General features: G+C 64.1%; 20 protein-coding genes. 18 read left to right on the top strand and 2 right to left on the bottom strand.

The features are described from left to right. The first annotated feature begins 6 nt into the window (after positions 1 to 6). Genes BMZ46_RS13550 through BMZ46_RS13465 form a run of 18 tightly spaced genes read left to right on the top strand, consistent with a single transcriptional unit; the run spans position 7 to position 16,681 of the window. Positions 7 to 261, top strand: a complete 255-nt coding sequence (locus BMZ46_RS13550; protein ID WP_007947135.1) for an acyl carrier protein — start codon at positions 7 to 9, stop codon at positions 259 to 261. Continuing rightward, positions 258 to 803, top strand: a complete 546-nt coding sequence (locus BMZ46_RS13545) for a COG4648 family protein (RefSeq protein ID WP_011332105.1) — start codon at positions 258 to 260, stop codon at positions 801 to 803. The genes BMZ46_RS13550 and BMZ46_RS13545 overlap by 4 nt, the downstream gene beginning before the upstream one ends. Beyond that, a complete protein-coding gene (locus BMZ46_RS13540; RefSeq protein ID WP_074689590.1) occupies positions 800 to 2,479 on the top strand; it encodes an acyl-CoA synthetase family protein in 1,680 nt (559 codons plus the stop codon). The genes BMZ46_RS13545 and BMZ46_RS13540 overlap by 4 nt, the downstream gene beginning before the upstream one ends. Further along, on the top strand, positions 2,472 to 3,206 hold the full coding sequence (locus BMZ46_RS13535) for a glycosyltransferase family 2 protein (RefSeq protein WP_074689589.1): 735 nt from the start codon (positions 2,472 to 2,474) through the stop codon (positions 3,204 to 3,206). The genes BMZ46_RS13540 and BMZ46_RS13535 overlap by 8 nt, the downstream gene beginning before the upstream one ends. Beyond that, a complete protein-coding gene (locus BMZ46_RS13530) occupies positions 3,203 to 4,150 on the top strand; it encodes an LpxL/LpxP family acyltransferase (protein ID WP_039766474.1) in 948 nt (315 codons plus the stop codon). The genes BMZ46_RS13535 and BMZ46_RS13530 overlap by 4 nt, the downstream gene beginning before the upstream one ends. Continuing rightward, on the top strand, positions 4,131 to 5,675 hold the full coding sequence (hutH, locus tag BMZ46_RS13525; RefSeq protein WP_074689588.1) for an HAL/PAL/TAL family ammonia-lyase: 1,545 nt from the start codon (positions 4,131 to 4,133) through the stop codon (positions 5,673 to 5,675). Before BMZ46_RS13530 ends, hutH begins: the two co-directional genes overlap by 20 nt. Then, complete coding sequence (locus BMZ46_RS13520) at positions 5,668 to 6,093, top strand: acyl-CoA thioesterase (protein ID WP_074689587.1); 426 nt, start codon at positions 5,668 to 5,670, stop codon at positions 6,091 to 6,093. The genes hutH and BMZ46_RS13520 overlap by 8 nt, the downstream gene beginning before the upstream one ends. Continuing rightward, positions 6,090 to 6,692 carry an outer membrane lipoprotein carrier protein LolA gene (locus BMZ46_RS13515; protein WP_074689586.1) on the top strand — a complete coding sequence of 201 codons (603 nt, stop codon included), beginning with the start codon at positions 6,090 to 6,092 and terminating at the stop codon, positions 6,690 to 6,692. Before BMZ46_RS13520 ends, BMZ46_RS13515 begins: the two co-directional genes overlap by 4 nt. After that, positions 6,676 to 9,015, top strand: a complete 2,340-nt coding sequence (locus BMZ46_RS13510; RefSeq protein WP_074689585.1) for an MMPL family transporter — start codon at positions 6,676 to 6,678, stop codon at positions 9,013 to 9,015. Before BMZ46_RS13515 ends, BMZ46_RS13510 begins: the two co-directional genes overlap by 17 nt. Further along, positions 9,012 to 10,172: a cation:proton antiporter gene (locus tag BMZ46_RS13505; protein ID WP_074689584.1), complete on the top strand. Its 1,161-nt coding sequence runs from the start codon at positions 9,012 to 9,014 to the stop codon at positions 10,170 to 10,172. The genes BMZ46_RS13510 and BMZ46_RS13505 overlap by 4 nt, the downstream gene beginning before the upstream one ends. After that, entirely contained in the window at positions 10,159 to 11,406 is a 1,248-nt protein-coding gene (locus tag BMZ46_RS13500) for an NAD(P)/FAD-dependent oxidoreductase (protein WP_074689583.1), read from the top strand. Before BMZ46_RS13505 ends, BMZ46_RS13500 begins: the two co-directional genes overlap by 14 nt. Next, entirely contained in the window at positions 11,403 to 12,128 is a 726-nt protein-coding gene (locus BMZ46_RS13495; RefSeq protein WP_074689582.1) for a class I SAM-dependent methyltransferase, read from the top strand. Before BMZ46_RS13500 ends, BMZ46_RS13495 begins: the two co-directional genes overlap by 4 nt. Continuing rightward, positions 12,128 to 12,610, top strand: a complete 483-nt coding sequence (locus BMZ46_RS13490) for a hypothetical protein (RefSeq protein ID WP_074689581.1) — start codon at positions 12,128 to 12,130, stop codon at positions 12,608 to 12,610. The genes BMZ46_RS13495 and BMZ46_RS13490 overlap by 1 nt, the downstream gene beginning before the upstream one ends. Then, a complete protein-coding gene (locus tag BMZ46_RS13485) occupies positions 12,607 to 13,803 on the top strand; it encodes a beta-ketoacyl-[acyl-carrier-protein] synthase family protein (protein ID WP_039766462.1) in 1,197 nt (398 codons plus the stop codon). The genes BMZ46_RS13490 and BMZ46_RS13485 overlap by 4 nt, the downstream gene beginning before the upstream one ends. Continuing rightward, on the top strand, positions 13,800 to 14,264 hold the full coding sequence (locus tag BMZ46_RS13480) for a hotdog family protein (protein WP_074689579.1): 465 nt from the start codon (positions 13,800 to 13,802) through the stop codon (positions 14,262 to 14,264). The genes BMZ46_RS13485 and BMZ46_RS13480 overlap by 4 nt, the downstream gene beginning before the upstream one ends. Continuing rightward, entirely contained in the window at positions 14,257 to 14,985 is a 729-nt protein-coding gene (fabG, locus tag BMZ46_RS13475; protein ID WP_039766460.1) for a 3-oxoacyl-ACP reductase FabG, read from the top strand. The genes BMZ46_RS13480 and fabG overlap by 8 nt, the downstream gene beginning before the upstream one ends. Continuing rightward, positions 14,985 to 16,220: a beta-ketoacyl-ACP synthase gene (locus tag BMZ46_RS13470; protein ID WP_074689577.1), complete on the top strand. Its 1,236-nt coding sequence runs from the start codon at positions 14,985 to 14,987 to the stop codon at positions 16,218 to 16,220. Before fabG ends, BMZ46_RS13470 begins: the two co-directional genes overlap by 1 nt. Positions 16,221 to 16,240: 20 nt before the next feature. Further along, positions 16,241 to 16,681, top strand: coding sequence for an excinuclease (locus BMZ46_RS13465; RefSeq protein WP_074689575.1), 441 nt, complete (start codon positions 16,241 to 16,243; stop codon positions 16,679 to 16,681). 48 nt (positions 16,682 to 16,729) lie between these two features. On the opposite strand, the gene BMZ46_RS13460 is transcribed toward BMZ46_RS13465, so the two are convergent. Both BMZ46_RS13460 and BMZ46_RS13455 read right to left on the bottom strand, forming a co-directional pair. Continuing rightward, the gene (locus BMZ46_RS13460) at positions 16,730 to 17,017 is read right to left on the bottom strand and encodes an addiction module antidote protein (RefSeq protein ID WP_011332089.1); all 288 of its coding nucleotides are present in this window, start codon (positions 17,015 to 17,017) and stop codon (positions 16,730 to 16,732) included. Continuing rightward, positions 17,014 to 17,319 carry a type II toxin-antitoxin system RelE/ParE family toxin gene (locus BMZ46_RS13455; protein ID WP_039766452.1) on the bottom strand — a complete coding sequence of 102 codons (306 nt, stop codon included), beginning with the start codon at positions 17,317 to 17,319 and terminating at the stop codon, positions 17,014 to 17,016. The genes BMZ46_RS13460 and BMZ46_RS13455 overlap by 4 nt, the downstream gene beginning before the upstream one ends. Positions 17,320 to 17,323: the final 4 nt, after the last annotated feature.

Below are 17,323 nucleotides of genomic sequence, written 5' to 3'. Positions count from 1 at the left end.
CGGACCATGCAAACTCGTGACGACATTTTCAACACCCTGCGCGATGCCCTGGTCGAGCTGTTCGAACTGGACCCGGCTCGCGTGAGCCTGGAATCCAACCTGTATCAGGATCTGGAAATCGACAGCATCGACGCCGTCGACCTGATCGATCACATCAAGCGCCAGACCGGCAAGAAAATCGCCGCCGAAGAATTCAAGTCGGTGCGCACCGTCAGCGACGTGGTCGAGGCGGTCTACCGTCTGGTTCAACCGGCCGCATGAGCCGACTGATCGGCCTCGGCCTGCTGCTGGCAGGCCTGCTGTATCCCTTTGCGGTGTATTTCGGCATGGAGCATTTCGCGCCATGGCAGTTCGGCCTGCTGCTGGGCGGCCTGTGGCTGGCGCGCGCGCTGACCGGCGAACGCAAGCCCGGCAGCCTGTGGATGGCCTTTGTGGCGATCGTGTTCTGCCTGCTGCTGGCGGTGTTCGACAGCCCTTTGCTGTTGCGCTGGTACCCGGTGCTGATCAGCGGCTTCATGCTGGTGCTGTTCAGCCTGAGCCTGAAATACGGCCCGCCGATGGTCGAGCGTCTGGCGCGCCTGCGTGAACCGCAACTGCCGCCCAAGGCGATTCGTTACACCCGCCAGGTCACCGTGGCCTGGAGCGTGTTTTTCTTTTGCAACGGTTTGTGCGCCGCCCTGCTGACACTGTGGGCGCCGCTGAACTGGTGGATGTTGTACACCGGCCTGATCTCCTACGGATTGATCGGCCTGATGTTTGCCATTGAATGGCTGATACGACAACGGGTAAGAGGTCGCCCATGAACTGGATAAAACTTGAGCAGCTGTTGCTCAAGGCCCTGCCGGCGCGCGCGGTAACGAGCGCACCGGCACTCGATCACGCACAACTGCGCGAACAGGCCCTGAGCTTGGCCGCCGGTCTGCAAGCGCGTGGCGTACAACGTCTGGCGGTGCATCTGGAAGATGCCGCCGACCTGGCCGTCGCCCTGCTCGGCGCCTGGCGTGCCGGCATCAGCGTGTTGCTGCCTTCGGACCTGCAAGCGCAGACCCGTCAGCGCTGGTCGAACGACGTCGATCTGTGGCTGACCGATCAGACCGGTGACGCCCGCCTGAGCGATCTGCTGCAACCGGCACTGCCTGCTGCCGAACTGGACCTCGACCAGTGCCGCCTGAGCCTGTGCACTTCCGGCTCCAGCGGCGAGCCCAAGCGCATCGACAAATCCCTGCGGCAACTGGCCAACGAAGTCGAAGCCCTCGAACAGCTGTGGGGCGCGGATCTCGGCGAGGCCTGCATTCTTGGCAGCGTCGCCACCCAGCACATTTACGGTTTGCTGTTTCGCGTGCTGTGGCCGCTGTGCGCCGGGCGTCCGTTCCTGCGCAAGCAACTGGCTTTCCCGGAAGACCTGCAACGCGCCAGCCGCGAGCACCCGGCCTTCGCCTGGGTCGCCAGCCCGGCGCTGCTCAAACGCATGGGCGACAACCTCGACTGGCTGGCACTCAGCGCCGTGCGCCGGGTGTTTTCGTCCGGCGGCGCACTGCCGGCAGACGCCGCACAAAGCCTGCATCAGCGCCTGGGACAGTGGCCGACGGAAATCCTCGGCAGCTCGGAAACCGGCGGCATCGCCTGGCGTCAGGGTGAATCGTTGTGGCAGCCGTTTGCCGGTGTCGAGTTGAGCCAGGACAGCGACGGTGCCTTGCTGATCGCATCGCCCTATCTGCCCGCCGGGCATGTCGAACACACCGCCGATGCGGCGCGCATTCAGGCCGATGGCCGCTTTGAATTGCTCGGTCGGCTCGACCGGATCGTCAAACTCGAAGAAAAACGTATTTCCCTGCCGATGCTTGAACAGGCGCTGGTGGCTCACGACTGGGTTGCCGAAGCGCGTCTGGGCGTGGTGCAGGAAAACCGCGCATCCCTCGGCGCTCTGCTGGTGCTCAGCGAATCGGGCCTGTTTGCCCTGCGCGAACACGGTCGCCGCAGCCTGACCGAAACCCTGCGCCGTCATCTCGGCGACCACTGCGAAGCCCTGGCACTGCCCCGGCGCTGGCGCCTGCTGCGCCAATTGCCGCTGACCTCGCAGGGCAAGTTGCCTCAGGCCGACGTCGAAGCCTTGCTGCTGGCACCACGGCCGAAAGCGCCGGAGATTCTGGAACAGGCCGAAACCGAGGGCGAATGGAACCTGCAATTGAGCGTTCCGCCGGACCTGGCCTACTTCAGCGGCCACTTCCCCAAGGCCCCGGTGCTGCCCGGCGTGGTGCAGGTCGAATGGGCGCTGAACCTGGGTCGGCAACTGCTGAACCTGCCCGGCGCGTTCGCCGGCATGGAAGTGCTGAAGTTCCAGCAACTGGTGCGCCCCGGCGATGAGGTCCAGTTGCATCTGCGCTTCGATCCGGAACGCGGCAAGTTGTATTTCGCCTACCGCAACGAAACCGCCACCTGCTCCAGCGGGCGGATTCTGCTGGGAGTTGGCGATGCATAACCCTTGCGCCGTAATCCCGGTCTACAACCACGAAACCGCCATCGGCACGGTGGTCGACGCCCTGCTCGCCGAGGATCTGCCGTGCATTCTGGTGGACGATGCCAGCAGCAAATCCTGCGCGGCGGTGCTGGACGCGCTGGCCGAGCGCGAGCGGGTTTATCTGGTGCGCCTCACTGCCAATCAGGGCAAGGGCGGCGCGGTGATGACCGGTCTGCGTGAAGCGGCGCGGCTGGGTTTCAGCCATGCCTTGCAGGTCGATGCCGACGGTCAGCATGACCTGCAGGATGTCGCGCGGTTCATCGAAGAATCCCGCGCTCACCCCAAGTCGCTGATCTGCGGTTATCCGCTGTACGACGCCAGTGTGCCCAAAGGCCGTTTGTATGCGCGTTATCTGACCCACGTGATGGTGTGGATCAACACCTTGTCGCTGCAGATTCGCGACTCGATGTGCGGCTTCCGCGTGTACCCGCTGGAACCGACGCTGGGCGTGATCGACTCGGCGCGGATCGGCAAGCGCATGGATTTCGACTCGGACATTCTGGTGCGCCTGGCCTGGCGCAATCAGCCGATGCGCTGGTTGCAGACCAGCGTGCATTACCCGCTGGACGGCGTGTCGCACTTTCGCCTGTTCCACGACAACGTGCTGATCTCGAGCATGCACACGCGCCTGTTCTTCGGCATGTTGCTGCGCTTGCCCGTGATCCTCTGGCGACGGTGGCGCGCATGACCGTCGAGACCGACAAGAAGCACTGGGCCGACCGCGAAGAGCGCGGCAGTTTCCTGCTGATGAAATTCACCGCGTTCGCCGCCAAGGTCCTTGGCCGACGCCTGCTGAGCCCGTTGCTGTACGGCATCGTCCTGTACTTTTTCCTGTTCGGCCGCACCGCCCGGCGCAGTGCCTGGCAGTATCAGCAGCGCCTCGCCGACTGGAGCGGTCGCCACGAATTGCGTCCGACCCGCTGGCGGGTATTCCGCCAGTTCATGGCATTCGCCGATTCGCTGCTCGACAAGCTCGACGTGTGGAACGGCAAGCTGAAGATCGAGCAGATCGAAATCATCGACCCGGCGCTGTTGCGCAATCAGTTGCGCGGCAGTCGCGGGCAAATGCTGGTGGGCGCGCATCTGGGCAACCTCGAAGTGTGCCGGGCGCTGGCGGAGCTGGGCGAAAAGGTCACCATGAACGTGCTGGTGCACACCAAGCACGCCGAGCAATTCAATCGCCTGCTGGGCGAGGCCGGGGCGACCAACCTGCGACTGATCCAGGTCAGCGAGCTGGACCCGGTGATCATGCTGCAACTGCACGAACGGCTGGAGCGCGGCGAGTGGCTGGCGATTGCCGGCGACCGCGTGCCGTTGCATGGCGGGCGCAGTGTGACCGTGGACTTTCTCGGCCACCCGGCGCCGTTCCCGCAAGGGCCGTGGCTGCTGGCCGGCCTGCTGAAATGCCCGGTCAACCTGCTGATGTGCCTGAAACAGCCGGACGGCCACTATCGCCTGACCCTCGAGCCGTTCGCCGACGCCGTGGTGTGGTCACGCCGCGAGCGCGAACAGGTCATTCATCAGTGGGCCACCCGCTATGCGCAACGCCTGAGTCACTATTGCCTCGAAGCACCGTGCCAATGGTTCAACTTTTACCCATTCTGGAAAACCGATGACAACGCCAACTCCTGAGCCGGTCACCTTCGGCGAACGCCCTTTGCGCATCGAAGACGTGCTGGCCCTGGCCAACCGTCAGGCGCCCGTGCAGTTGCAGAGCGACGCGCCTTATCGCGAACGCATCGCCAAGGGCGCGCGGTTCCTCGACTCGCTGCTGGACAAGGAAGGCGTGATTTACGGCGTGACCACCGGTTACGGCGATTCCTGCGTGGTCGCGGTGCCGCTGCATCACGTCGAGGCGCTGCCGCGTCATCTCTACACGTTCCACGGTTGCGGACTGGGCAAATTGCTCGACGCCCAGGCCACCCGCGCGGTGCTGGCGGCGCGCTTGCAGTCGCTGTGCCACGGGGTGTCCGGGGTGCGCATCGAACTGCTGGAACGCCTGCACGCGTTTCTCGAGCACGACATTCTGCCGCTGATCCCTGAAGAGGGTTCGGTGGGCGCCAGCGGCGATCTGACGCCGTTGTCCTACGTCGCCGCGACCCTGTCCGGCGAGCGTGAAGTGATGTTCCGTGGCGAACGCCGCCAGGCTGCCGATGTGCATCGCGAACTGGGCTGGACACCATTGGTGCTGCGTCCGAAAGAAGCGCTGGCGCTGATGAACGGCACCGCCGTGATGACCGGTCTGGCGTGCCTGGCTTACGCCCGCGCCGATTACCTGCTGCAACTGGCCACCCGCATCACCGCGCTGAACGTGGTGGCGCTGCAAGGCAATCCGGAACACTTCGACGAGCGCCTGTTCGCCGCCAAGCCGCATCCGGGTCAGATGCAGGTGGCCGCATGGCTGCGCAAGGATCTGGCAATCGACGCGCCGACCGCGCCGCTGCACCGCTTGCAGGATCGCTACTCACTGCGCTGCGCACCGCATGTGCTGGGCGTGCTGGCCGACAGCCTGAACTGGCTGCGCTCGTTCATCGAGACCGAACTCAACAGCGCCAACGACAACCCGATCATCGACGCCGAAGCCGAGCGCGTGCTGCACGGCGGACACTTCTACGGCGGGCATATCGCGTTCGCCATGGACAGCCTGAAAAACCTTGTGGCCAACGTCGCCGACCTGCTCGACCGCCAACTCGCGCTGCTGGTGGACGAGCGTTACAACCACGGTTTGCCGAGCAACCTGTCGGGCGCCAGCGCCGACCGCGCGATGCTCAACCACGGCTTCAAGGCTGTGCAGATCGGCGCCAGTGCCTGGACTGCCGAAGCGCTGAAAAACACCATGCCGGCCAGTGTGTTCTCGCGCTCCACCGAGTGCCACAACCAGGACAAGGTGAGCATGGGTACCATCGCCGCCCGCGACGCCATTCGTGTGCTGGAGCTGACCGAACAGGTCGCCGCCGCTACGTTGCTGGCCGCCAATCAAGGCGTGTGGCTGCGTGGTCGTGATGAAGACGCGCGTCCGCTGCCGCCATCACTGGCCGCCATGCACGAACAACTGGCCCGGGACTTCCCGCCGGTGATCGAAGACCGTGCCCTGGAAGGTGAATTGCGCCTGTGCCTGCAACGCATCGCCGAGCAACACTGGAGGCTGCATGCGTAGTGCCGGAGTGCTTCACGCCGATACGGAAATCCTCGTGCCGTTCTTTGACGTCGACACCATGCACGTCGTCTGGCACGGCCATTACGTGAAATACCTGGAAGTGGCGCGCTGTGCACTGCTCGACAAGATCGGCCACAACTACAACCAGATGGTCGACTCGGGCTATGCCTGGCCGGTGATCGACCTGCAACTGCGCTACGTGCGCGGCGCGGTATTCGGTCAGCGGCTGAACGTGCGCGCCAGTCTGGTGGAGTGGGAAAACCGCCTGAAGATCCACTACCTGATCACCGACGCCCAGACAGGCGAACGCCTGACCCGCGCCAGCTCGGTGCAGGTCGCCGTCGAGATGAGCAGCCGCGAGATGCAACTGGCCTCGCCGAAAGTCTTCACCGATGCCGTGGAAAGGATGCTGCGATGAATGTGTGGTTGAAATCCCTTGGGGCCCTGGCGCTGCTGACGCTGTCGTCGCTGGCCAACGCCTTCGACCTGCAACAGTTGAGCGAGCAACTGGCGAAACCGGACGTGATCCACGGCCAGTTCATCCAGGAAAAGCACCTGCGCGCCCTGCCCCAGCCGCTGATCAGCAAGGGCAGTTTTGTCCTTGCCAAAAACCACGGCCTGCTGTGGCTGCTGAAAACCCCGCTGCAACAGGATTACCGGATCAGCGCCAAGGGCATCGCCCGGCGTGATGCCACCGGCTGGCAACTGCTGCCGAACAAGAGCGCCGGGGCCGAGCAGAACCGCTTGTTCCTGGCGGTGCTGCAAGGCGACAGCAGCGGTCTGCAACGGGATTTCGAACTGGCCCTGAGCGGCGATGCGCAGCAATGGCAACTGACCCTTACCCCGCGCTCGGTGCTGCTCAAGCAGGTCTTCAACCAGATCAACATCAGCGGCGGCACCTTGGTGAACACCATCGAACTGCTGGAAACCCAGGGCGACAGCACCGTACTGCGCATGCAGGACAGCACTGCCGGCCAACCTCTGAGCGACGCGGAGCAACATGACTTTGCCGAGTGAACGCAGGCTGCCCTGGCTGTTCCTGATCCTGCTGCTGGCGGTTGTCGCACTGGGCGCCTGGCAGTGGCGCGACGGTGCGCCGCTGTCGGCCAACCTGATGGAACTGGTGCCCGGCACCCACCCGGACGCCCTCGAACTGCGCGCCGAACAACGCATGCAGGAACCGCTCAACCGCGACATGCTGGTGCTGGTCGGCCACGCCGATCGCCAGCAAGCCGTCGCCATGGCCCAGACCCTGGGCGAGCAATGGCAGGCCAGCGGGCTGTTCGAAAAGGTCCAGTGGAACCTGCAGGCCGATCTGCCGGCCCTGCGCACGCAACTGCTGCAAGGACGGCTGGCGATGCTCTCGGCGGATGACCGACAACTGCTGATCGAACATCCCGACGCCTTTATCCAGCAACGGGTACAGGCGCTGTTCGACCCTTTCACCGGGTTCAGTCTGGTGCCGAGCCAGGACGACTGGCTGGGCCTGACCGGACGCATCCAGAACAGCCAGCCGCAACATGGCGCGGTGCAACTGGACATCGGCAGCGGCGCCTTGATCGCCGACGCCGATGGCAAGAGCTGGGTGCTGCTGCGCGCACGCACCACCGGCAGTGCCTTCGACATGAATCAGCCGCTGCAAGTCGCCGCCCTGCTGCAACACAGCCGTGAGCAAGCGGCTCGCGCCGACGTGCAATTGCTGGCCGCCAGCGGTCTGCTGTACGCCGCCAACGGTCAGCAGCAGGCGACCCGGGAAATGACCTGGGTCGGCGGCGGCGCCACCATCGGCATCCTCTTGCTGTTGCTGCTCGCCTTCCGCCGCTGGCGGGTGCTGCTGGCGTTCATTCCGGTGCTGGTCGGCATGCTGTTCGGCGCAGTGGCCTGTGTCGCGCTGTTCGGGCACATGCATGTGATGACCCTGGTGCTCGGCTCCAGCCTGATCGGCGTGGCAGTGGATTACCCGCTGCACTACCTGTCCAAGAGCTGGAGCCTCAAGCCCTGGCACAGCTGGCCGGCGTTGCGCCTGACCCTGTCCGGCCTGACATTGAGCCTGATCACCAGCGCCATCGGTTACCTGGCACTGGCCTGGACACCTTTCCCGGCCCTGACCCAGATCGCCGTGTTCTCCGCCGCCGGTTTGCTCGGCGCCTACCTGTCGGCGGTGTGCCTGTTGCCGGCGCTGCTGAAAAACGTCGAACTGCGCCCGGCGCAATGGCCGCTGCAACTGGCCGAGCGCTTGGTGCGGTTGCGGGAAAACCTGCTCGACCACGTCAGAACGCCGGTATTGCTAGCCCTGCTGATCGCCTTCTGCGTCGGCGGTCTGCTGCAACTGGAGAGCAGGAACGACATCCGCCAGTGGGTCGGTGCGCCGCAACGCCTGACCGATGAGGCGCAGACCATCGCGCGGATTACCGGCTATCAGCCGACCAGCCAGTTCTTCCTGGTGCGCGCCGCCGATCAGCAGCAATTGCTGGAACGGCAAGCGGCCCTGAGCGAGCGGCTGGATCAACTGGTCAACCTCGACAAGTTGCAGGGTTATCTGGCGCTCAATCAACTGGTCAGCCCGCCGGCTCAACAGCAACAGGTGCGGGAAGCGCTGAGCAAGTTGCCGCAATTCTGGCAGCCGCTGCTGGAAGTCGGCGTACCGCTGGCGGCGCTGCAAACCGAACTGCAACAGTTGCAGGCGCTGCCCGCCGAAGACATCGATGCGGCGCTGGCCGGGCCGCTCGGCGAGCCCTACCGTACGCTGTGGCTCGGGCCGACCGAGGACGGCGTGGCAGCGATGGTCAGCCTGCAAGGCCTGAACAATCCGTCGCTGTTGCGGGTGCAGGCGCTGGATCTGCCCGGCGTGATGCTGGTGGACCGGCTCGGCGATCTGAACAAGGTGTTCGCCCAGACCCAGATCAGCGCTGCTGAGCTGAAACTCGCGTCCTGCGTATTGATCGTGCTGGTGCTGATGCTGCCGTTCGGTCTCGGCGGCGCGCTGCGGATCGTCGCCCTGCCGCTGCTCGCTGCGCTGTGCAGCCTCGCCAGCCTGGGCTGGCTCGGTCAGCCGCTGACCCTGTTCAGCCTGTTCGGCCTGTTGCTGGTGACGGCGATCAGCGTCGACTACGCGATCCTCATGCGCGAGCAGGTCGGCGGCGCAGCCGTCAGCCTGCTCGGCACCTTGCTCGCGGCCGCCACCACCTGGCTGTCGTTCGGCCTGCTGGCGGTGTCGAGCACCCCGGCGGTGAGCAACTTCGGTCTGTCGGTGAGCCTCGGTCTGGCCTTCAGCTTCATGCTCGCGCCGTGGGCCGGGCGTCAGGCCCATGCGGTTGCCGTCACGGAGCCTGCAGCATGATGGTGATGATTTTCTGGCTGATGGCCCTGGCACTGTTCTTCGTCGCCACCCGGGTCGGCCGGCATTTCGGGCTGATCCCGATCGTCAGTCAATTGCTGCTGGCCAGCTTCGGCCTGCCGCTGCTGATGTACTTCTGGATCGAACCGGGCTGGCAACTCAACGGCGCCGAACTGATCGCGCCGGGCTGGCTGAAAAACCTCTACAGCCTGAGCTTCGCCCTGTTGCTGGGGCACATCCTCAGTGACGTGATCGACCTGCGCCTGGACCGTCAGAGCGTGAAGATCGCCCTGCCGAGTTTCGCCGTGCCGTTCGCCTGCGGTCTGGCGACGGCGTACTGGCTGTTGCCGACGCAGCCGTGGATCAACTCGCTGGCGATCGGTCTGGTGTTCGCCATCACTGCGATCCCGGTGTTGTATCTGTACCTGCGTCACATCGACTACCCGCCCGCCGCCACTCGGCGTCTGGTGCAGACCGCGATCCTGATCGACCTGACCTGCTGGACCCTGTTCGGCCTCGCTCAGGGCAGCCTGCACCTGAGCAGTCTGTTGCTGCCGCTGGGGATGGCCTGCGTACCCGTGCTGCTGCGGGTGTTCGGCATCCGCCGTCCATTGACCTACAGCCTCGGCTTCTTTGCGCTGTTGGTGCTGGCCGAACACTACAAACTCAACGCGCTGATTTTTGGCATCGGTTATCTGCTGTGCATGGCCGCGCTCAAGGTGCCACTGGTGTTGCCGCTGCCGACGCACTGGATGAACCGCTTGCAGACGTGGGTCGCAATTCCGCTGATCCTGACTTTCGGCATCGTCCAGATCGACGTGCACAGCGCCCTTGCCAGCCTCGGTACCGTGCAATGGGCGGCGCTGCTGCTGTTGCCGGTCGCCAGCAAAATCCTGGGCAACTGGCTCGGCCTCGGCTGGGCCGGCGCGTCATTCGCAGGCGCCAGCCGCTGGCGCGAAAGCGTGCTGCTGAATATTCGCGGCTTGAGCGAAATCGTTTTTCTCAACCTGCTGTTGCAACAACAACTCATCAGCCCGGCGCTGTACTTTGCGCTGATGCTGATGGGTCTGATCGCGACGCTGTTGCCGGCCTTCATCGGCCTGCACCGGGCGTCACTGAACCCTATTGCCGTACCCAGGAGCTCACGTGCCAATCGTTGAAATGGAATCCCGTCAGGTCGTGATCATCGGCGCCGGCCCCTCCGGCGCCATCGCCGCCGCATTGCTCAAGCGCAAGGGGCACGACGTGCTGGTGATCGAGCGTCAGCATTTCCCGAGGTTCTCCATCGGTGAAAGCCTACTCTGCCATTGCCTGGATTTCGTCGAAGAGGCCGGCATGCTCGAGGCGGTGAATGCCGCCGGTTTCCAACGCAAGAACGGTGCGGCGTTCGCCTGGGGCGAGCGCTACAGCGCCTTCGATTTTGGCGACACCTTCACCGCCGGCAAGCCCACGACTCTGCAGGTGCAACGCGCCGACTTCGACAAGTTGCTGGCCGATCAGGCGGCGTTGCAGGGCGCGGAAATCCGCTACGGCGACGCGATTGTCAGCGTCGACTTCGAACGTCCGCGACCACAGCTGAATGTGCGCCGCGAAGACGGCAGCGAGTACCGCGTCGAAGCCGATTTTGTCCTCGATGCCAGCGGCTACGGCCGCGTGCTGTCACGCCTGCTCGACCTGGAAGCGCCGTCGAATTTCCCGGTTCGCCAAGCCGTGTTCACTCACGTCGAAGACCACATTGATCACCCCGGCTTCGACCGCGAGAAGATCCTCATCACCACCCACCCGCAGCACCGCGATATCTGGTTCTGGTCGATCCCGTTCAGCAACGGTCGCTGCTCCGTCGGCGTGGTGGCTGCCGCTGAACATTTCGCAGGTCGCGATGCCGACCTCGACGCCTGCCTGCGCGGTTTCATCGCCGAAACCCCGAGCCTGGCCAAGGTGCTGAACAACGCCGTGTGGGACACCCCGGCGCGCACTCTCGGCGGCTATGCGGCCAACGTCAAAACCCTGCACGGCCCGGGCTTTGCGCTGCTGGGTAACGCGGCGGAATTTCTCGACCCGGTTTTCTCTTCGGGCGTGACCATCGCCATGCGTTCGGCGAGCATGGCCGCCGCTGTGCTGCATCGACAGTTGCAGGGCGAAACGGTCGACTGGCAACGGGAATTCGCCGAGCCGCTGAAGCGCGGGGTCGACACGTTCCGCTGCTACGTCGAAGGCTGGTACGCCGGCACCTTTCAGGACGTGATTTTCCACGAGCAAGGCTCCCCGGAAATCCGCCGCATGATCTGCTCGATCCTCGCCGGTTACGCCTGGGACGAACGCAACCCGTTCGTCAGTGAAGCGCGCCGTCGTTTGAAGACGATCTCCGAACTCTGTGCAAGAGACGACACATGAATTACCTGAGCGACAATTACGTCGAGGAAACCCGTTTCGGTTTCTGGTTCCTGCGCAGCCACACCTGGCAGCACCATGTGCTGCGCGTGGCAATCAACGATCTGCGCGGACTGTTCAGCGAATCGTTGCCGGCCAATCCGGTGCTGCTGGATGCCGGCTGTGGTCAGGGCAAGTCGTTCGGTCACCTGCGCCAGACCTTCGCGCCACAGCGCCTGATCGGTGTCGATGCCGACCCGCACAGCCTTGAACTGAGCGCCGCCGAGGCGGCGCGTCTGGGCTTCGACGTCGAGCTGATCGGCAGCGATTGCGCGACCCTCAATGTACCGGACGCCAGCGTCGACCTGCTGTTCTGTCACCAGACCTTCCATCATCTGGTGGAGCAGGAAAAGGCCCTCGCCGAGTTCTATCGGGTGCTCAAACCCGGTGGTTATCTGCTGTTCGCCGAGTCCACCGAGGCTTACATTGATACGTGGGTGATTCGCTGGCTGTTCCGGCATCCGATGCACGTGCAAAAGAGCGCGGCGCAGTACCTGGAGATGATTCGCCAGCAGGGTTTCGAGTTCGGCGAACAGAACGTTTCGTACCCGTATCTGTGGTGGAGCCGGTCGAAGGATTTCGGTCTGCTCGAACGTTTTGGATTGCACAAACCAAAACCATTCGGCCAGCGGGAAGAAACCCTGGTCAACGTGGTGGCCCGCAAACCCTTGAACGAGGCTGTCTGATGTTGCGTGTTCTGCTGCTCGCCTGCGTCTTGCTGCTCGGTGCCTGCGCCAGTCAGGCGCCGCTGCCGGCCGGCAACCCGAACCTGCCGCTGCCGATGCAACTGCATATCGAGCGGCACCTGGCCGGGCAACAGCAAGACTGGTTGCTGGTGATCCAGCGCGAAGGGCCCGGCATCCGCTGGTCGATGATGGATCCGCTGGGCATTCCCCAGGCCCGTCAGCAGTTGATCGACGGACACTGGCAGGCCGACGGCCTGCTGCCGCCCAACCCGGAAGCCCGGGAGCTGTTCGCCGCGCTGCTGTTCGCCCTGACCCCGGCGGGCGAGCTGTCGCGCAACTACCCCGACGCGCAGCAACAGGGCGGCCAACGTTCCCTGCCGGCGCGCTGGGACATCCGTTACACCCAACCCTTGAGCTTCGAATTGAACCTGCCACAAGGCCCGCACTATCGCGTAACGCCACTCGGTGAACCGACGTCATGACCGCCTACCTCAATGCCCTCGGCGTGATCTGCGCCCTGGGGCGCGACAAGCCAGCCGTGGCACGCAACCTGTTTGCCGGCGACTGTTCAGGCATGCGCCGCGAGTCCGGCTGGGTGCCGGAGCGCGAACTGCCGGTGGCCGCCGTGCACGGCGATCTGGAGCCGATTCCCGATGCATTGGCCGACCAGCGAAGCCGCAACAATCAGCTGTTGCTGGAGGCGGCGTTGCAGATTCGCGACGACATCGAGCACTCCATCCAGACTTACGGCCGCGAGCGCATCGGCGTGGTGCTCGGCACCAGCACTTCGGGCATCGACGAAGCCAGCCGAGGCCTTGCGCACTACATTCGCGACCAACAGTTCCCGGCCGATTACGACTACCGGCAACAGGAGCTCGGCGCACCGGCGAACTTCCTCGCCGACTGGCTGCAACTGAGCGGCCCGACCTATGTGATTTCCACTGCCTGCACCTCCAGCGCTCGCGCCTTGATGAGCGCCCGACGCCTGCTCGATCTGGGCCTGTGCGACGCGGTGCTGTGCGGCGGTGTCGACAGCCTGTGCAAACTGACCCTCAACGGTTTCAGTGCGCTGGAAGCGGTGTCGGACGAGCGCTGCAACCCGTTTTCCGCCAACCGCAACGGCATCAACATCGGCGAAGCGGCGGTGCTGTTCGTGATGAGCAAACAGCGCGGTGCTGGGCCGGGCATCGCCCTGCTCGGCGCCGGCGCCAGCTCCGACGCGCACCACATTTCCGCACCGGAACCGACCGGCCGTGGCGCCCTGCAATCGATGCAGAAGGCGCTCGACCAAGCCCATCTGCAAGCCGGCGACATCAGTTACCTGAACCTGCACGGCACCGCGACCCAGCACAACGACGCGATGGAAAGTCTGGCCGTCGCCGCGCTGTTTCCCGAAGGCGTACCGTGTTCCTCGACCAAACCGATGACCGGCCACACCCTCGGCGCCGCCGGCGCACTGGAAGCGGCGTTCTGCTGGTTGAGCCTGAGTGCCGACAACCCCGACCACGCCTTGCCGCCGCACGTCTGGGATGGCCAGCCAGATCCCGACCTGCCAGCGCTGAAGTGGGTGACCGCAAGCGAACGCCTGGCGTCCATTGCTCCCCGCTACCTGATGAGCAACTCGTTTGCCTTCGGTGGCAATAACGTCAGCCTGATTATCGGAGATGCCCCATGAGCCACTGGCCGCTCGCCGAACTGCTGCCCCACGCTGGCGACATGATCCTGATCGACCGGATCCTGAGCTTTGACGACGAACAGATCCACACCACCCTCACCGTCCGCCCCGGCGGCCTGTTCAGCCTGCCCGACGGCAGCCTGCCGGCCTGGGTCGGCATCGAGCTGATGGCGCAAAGCGTCGCCGCGTTCGCCGGCTGCCATGCGCGGCAGAAAGGCAACCCGGTGGAGCTGGGCTTTCTGCTCGGCACACGCAAGTTCGAATGCAATGTCGCGGCCTTTCCGGTTGGCAGCGAACTGACCATCCATGGCCTGCGCTCGCTGGAAGACGACAACGGCATGGGCGTATTCGAATGCCATATCAACGCGCCCGGCATCGAGGCCAGCGCCCGGCTGAACGTGTTCCGCCCGCCCCATGCGGCGGACTATCTAGAGCAATCCAAGGAGTCGAACGATGACTGAATCAATACTGGTCACCGGCTCCAGCCGTGGCATCGGCCGCGCCATCGCCCTGCGTCTGGCTCAGGCCGGGCATGACATCGTCGTGCATTGCCGCAGTGGTCTGAGCGACGCGCAGGCGGTGCAGGCTGAAATCCAGGCCCTGGGCCGCCAAGCGCGCATCCTGCAATTCGACGTGGCGGATCGCGAAACCTGCAAAGCCATCCTCGAAGCCGATGTCGAAGCCCACGGCGCCTACTACGGCGTGGTGCTCAATGCCGGCCTGACCCGCGACGGCGCCTTTCCGGCCCTGAGCGACGACGACTGGGACGTGGTGCTGCGTACCAACCTCGACGGTTTCTACAACGTCCTGCACCCGGTGATGATGCCGATGATCCGCCGCCGCGCCGCTGGTCGCATCGTGTGCATCACCTCGGTGTCGGGGCTGATCGGCAACCGTGGCCAGGTCAATTACAGCGCCTCGAAAGCGGGTGTGATCGGCGCCGCGAAAGCCTTGGCGATCGAACTGGCCAAGCGCAAGATCACGGTGAATTGCGTCGCGCCGGGCTTGATCGACACGGCGATGCTGGATGAAAACGTGCCGGTGGAAGAACTGATGAAAATGATCCCCGCACAACGCATGGGCACGCCTGAAGAGGTGGCCGGTGCGGTGAATTTCCTGATGTCGGCGGAAGCGTCGTACATCACCCGCCAGGTGCTGGCGGTCAACGGAGGCTTGTGCTGATGAAGCGCGTCGTCGTCACCGGCATGGCCGGCATTACCTCGCTGGGCAGCGACTGGGACACCATCGCCGGCAATTTCGCCGCCAACCGCAGCGGCATTCGCCGGATGGACGAGTGGGATCGCTTCAGCGAACTCAACACCCGCCTGGCCGGGCCCATCGATGATTTCCAGGTGCCGGCGCACTGGACTCGCAAACAATTGCGCAGCATGGGCCGGGTCTCGCGCCTGGCTGTCGGCGCGGCGGAAAAAGCGCTGGCCGATGCCGGCCTGCTCGGCGACGAGTCGATCAAGGACGGGCGCATGGGCGTGGCCTGTGGTTCGTCCACCGGCAGCACCGACGAGATCAAGGCGTTCGGCAACATGCTGCTCAACTCGGTGGCCGAAGGCCTCAACGCCAACTCCTACGTGCGGATGATGCCGCACACCACGGCGGCGAACATCAGCATCTTCTTCGGCCTCACCGGCCGCTTGATCCCGACCTCCAGCGCCTGCACCAGCGGCAGCCAGGGCATCGGTTACGCCTACGAGGCGATCAAGTTCGGACGCCTGCCGCTGATGCTCGCCGGCGGCGCCGAAGAGCTGTGCCCGACCGAAGCCATGGTGTTCGACGCGCTGTACGCCACCAGCCTGAAAAATGATGCACCGCACACCTCGCCACGCCCGTACGACAAGGGCCGCGACGGTCTGGTGATCGGTGAAGGCGGCGGCATGCTGGTGCTTGAAGAACTGGAACATGCCCTGGCGCGCGGTGCGCACATTCACGCCGAGATCGTCGGTTTCGGCAGCAACGCCGACGGCCAGCACACCACCCGCCCCGAACAGATCACCATGCGCCGGGCAATGGAACTGGCGCTGGAAGATGCAGGCCTTGCGCCGGACGTCATCGGCTACGTCAACGGCCACGGCACCGCCACCGAACAGGGCGATGTCGCTGAAACCCTGGCCACCAGTGCCCTGTTCGGCGAACGCATGCCGATCAGCTCGCAAAAGAGCTTCCTGGGCCACACCCTCGGCGCCTGCGGGGCGCTGGAGTCGTGGTTCAGCATCGAGATGCTCAACCGCGACCTGTACGTGCACACGCTCAACCTCGACGAGGTCGACCCGCACTGCGGCAAACTCGACTACCTGCGCGGCGAGTTCCGCCAGATGAGCCACGAATACGTGATGAACAACAACTTCGCTTTCGGCGGGGTCAACACCTCGCTGATTTTCCGTCGCTGGTCACAACCGAATTAATCCAGGTCAAGGAGACCTCCATGCACTTCAAGAAACTCGCTGCCACCCTGCTCATCTGCGCCATGCCGGCCGTCAGCCAGGCCCGTGACACGGCGGTCTACCTGCCGTTCGACAAGGCCGTCGCCGAAGCGACCCGCACCGGCAAGATCGACGGCAGCGTGAAGTTCTATCTGGCGGGCAACGCCCCGGCTGGCAAAGTCACCGTTGTCAGCCCCGGCGCCGTGACCAACAAAAAGACCAACGCCTTCAACAAGACCGACCAGGAAGCCTGCGAGTGGGTCGTGCAATCGGCGATCATCAGCCTGCACCAGGCCGCAAAAAACGCCGGCGCCAACGCCGTGACCAACATCGTCAGCTTCTACAAGAGCAACGAGCGCAAGGATGCGAAAACCTACGAATGCCACGCGGGCGCCATCATGGCCGGCGTAGCGTTGAAGGGCGATCTGGCGACGGTTAAGTAACGGCCGGAAACGACAAAGGGCGCCTTTCGGCGCCCTTTTCAATTCAGATCATGTGCTGGCATGCAACTTCAGCCCCAGCGCTTTCATGACTTTGAGGATCGTTCCAAACTCGGGATTTACCTCGCCTGACAGTGCGCGATAAAGACTTTCCCTTGATAGCCCCGCATCCCGTGCGACCTGGGTCATGCCACGCGCCCGAGCGATAGTGCCAAGTGCCTTGGCAATAAAAGCCGGGTCATCCCCCGCCTCTTCCATGCAGGCATCCAGATAGTTGGCCATGTCCTCTTCTGTCTTGAGGTACTCGGCTGAGTCCCAACGAGTGAATTGTTCGGTCATGGGTTTTGCTCCTGCCAGGATTCCGCGATGAGCCTGGCTTGCTTGATGTCTCGAGATTGACTGCTCTTGTCTCCACCACAAAGGAGGATGACCAGCTGACGACCTTGCTGCATGAAATAGACCCGATATCCCGGGCCATAGTCAATTCGGGCTTCGCTGATCCCTTCGCCAATGGCTTTGACATCACCGAAGTTTCCTTCAGCCATACGATCAATTCGCACCTGAATACGCATCCTGGCGCGACTATCAGCCAGCTTCACAAGCCAGCTCGAGAATGTGGAGCTTCGAAGTATCTCAGTCATGGTT

Source organism: Pseudomonas sp. NFIX49 (assembly GCF_900115915.1).
In the GTDB taxonomy this organism is placed as follows: Bacteria; Pseudomonadota; Gammaproteobacteria; order Pseudomonadales; family Pseudomonadaceae; genus Aquipseudomonas; species Aquipseudomonas pharyngis.
This window is presented reverse-complemented; position numbering and strand designations above follow the sequence as displayed.

Coding starts and splice junctions, on each gene's coding strand:
- BMZ46_RS13550 (WP_007947135.1), top strand. CDS start 7: ATGCAAACTCGTGACGACATTTTCAACACCCTGCGCGATGCCCTGGTC.
- BMZ46_RS13545 (WP_011332105.1), top strand. CDS start 258: ATGAGCCGACTGATCGGCCTCGGCCTGCTGCTGGCAGGCCTGCTGTAT.
- BMZ46_RS13540 (WP_074689590.1), top strand. CDS start 800: ATGAACTGGATAAAACTTGAGCAGCTGTTGCTCAAGGCCCTGCCGGCG.
- BMZ46_RS13535 (WP_074689589.1), top strand. CDS start 2,472: ATGCATAACCCTTGCGCCGTAATCCCGGTCTACAACCACGAAACCGCC.
- BMZ46_RS13530 (WP_039766474.1), top strand. CDS start 3,203: ATGACCGTCGAGACCGACAAGAAGCACTGGGCCGACCGCGAAGAGCGC.
- hutH (WP_074689588.1), top strand. CDS start 4,131: ATGACAACGCCAACTCCTGAGCCGGTCACCTTCGGCGAACGCCCTTTG.
- BMZ46_RS13520 (WP_074689587.1), top strand. CDS start 5,668: ATGCGTAGTGCCGGAGTGCTTCACGCCGATACGGAAATCCTCGTGCCG.
- BMZ46_RS13515 (WP_074689586.1), top strand. CDS start 6,090: ATGAATGTGTGGTTGAAATCCCTTGGGGCCCTGGCGCTGCTGACGCTG.
- BMZ46_RS13510 (WP_074689585.1), top strand. CDS start 6,676: ATGACTTTGCCGAGTGAACGCAGGCTGCCCTGGCTGTTCCTGATCCTG.
- BMZ46_RS13505 (WP_074689584.1), top strand. CDS start 9,012: ATGATGGTGATGATTTTCTGGCTGATGGCCCTGGCACTGTTCTTCGTC.
- BMZ46_RS13495 (WP_074689582.1), top strand. CDS start 11,403: ATGAATTACCTGAGCGACAATTACGTCGAGGAAACCCGTTTCGGTTTC.
- BMZ46_RS13490 (WP_074689581.1), top strand. CDS start 12,128: ATGTTGCGTGTTCTGCTGCTCGCCTGCGTCTTGCTGCTCGGTGCCTGC.
- BMZ46_RS13485 (WP_039766462.1), top strand. CDS start 12,607: ATGACCGCCTACCTCAATGCCCTCGGCGTGATCTGCGCCCTGGGGCGC.
- BMZ46_RS13480 (WP_074689579.1), top strand. CDS start 13,800: ATGAGCCACTGGCCGCTCGCCGAACTGCTGCCCCACGCTGGCGACATG.
- fabG (WP_039766460.1), top strand. CDS start 14,257: ATGACTGAATCAATACTGGTCACCGGCTCCAGCCGTGGCATCGGCCGC.
- BMZ46_RS13470 (WP_074689577.1), top strand. CDS start 14,985: ATGAAGCGCGTCGTCGTCACCGGCATGGCCGGCATTACCTCGCTGGGC.
- BMZ46_RS13465 (WP_074689575.1), top strand. CDS start 16,241: ATGCACTTCAAGAAACTCGCTGCCACCCTGCTCATCTGCGCCATGCCG.
- BMZ46_RS13460 (WP_011332089.1), bottom strand. CDS start 17,017: ATGACCGAACAATTCACTCGTTGGGACTCAGCCGAGTACCTCAAGACA.
- BMZ46_RS13455 (WP_039766452.1), bottom strand. CDS start 17,319: ATGACTGAGATACTTCGAAGCTCCACATTCTCGAGCTGGCTTGTGAAG.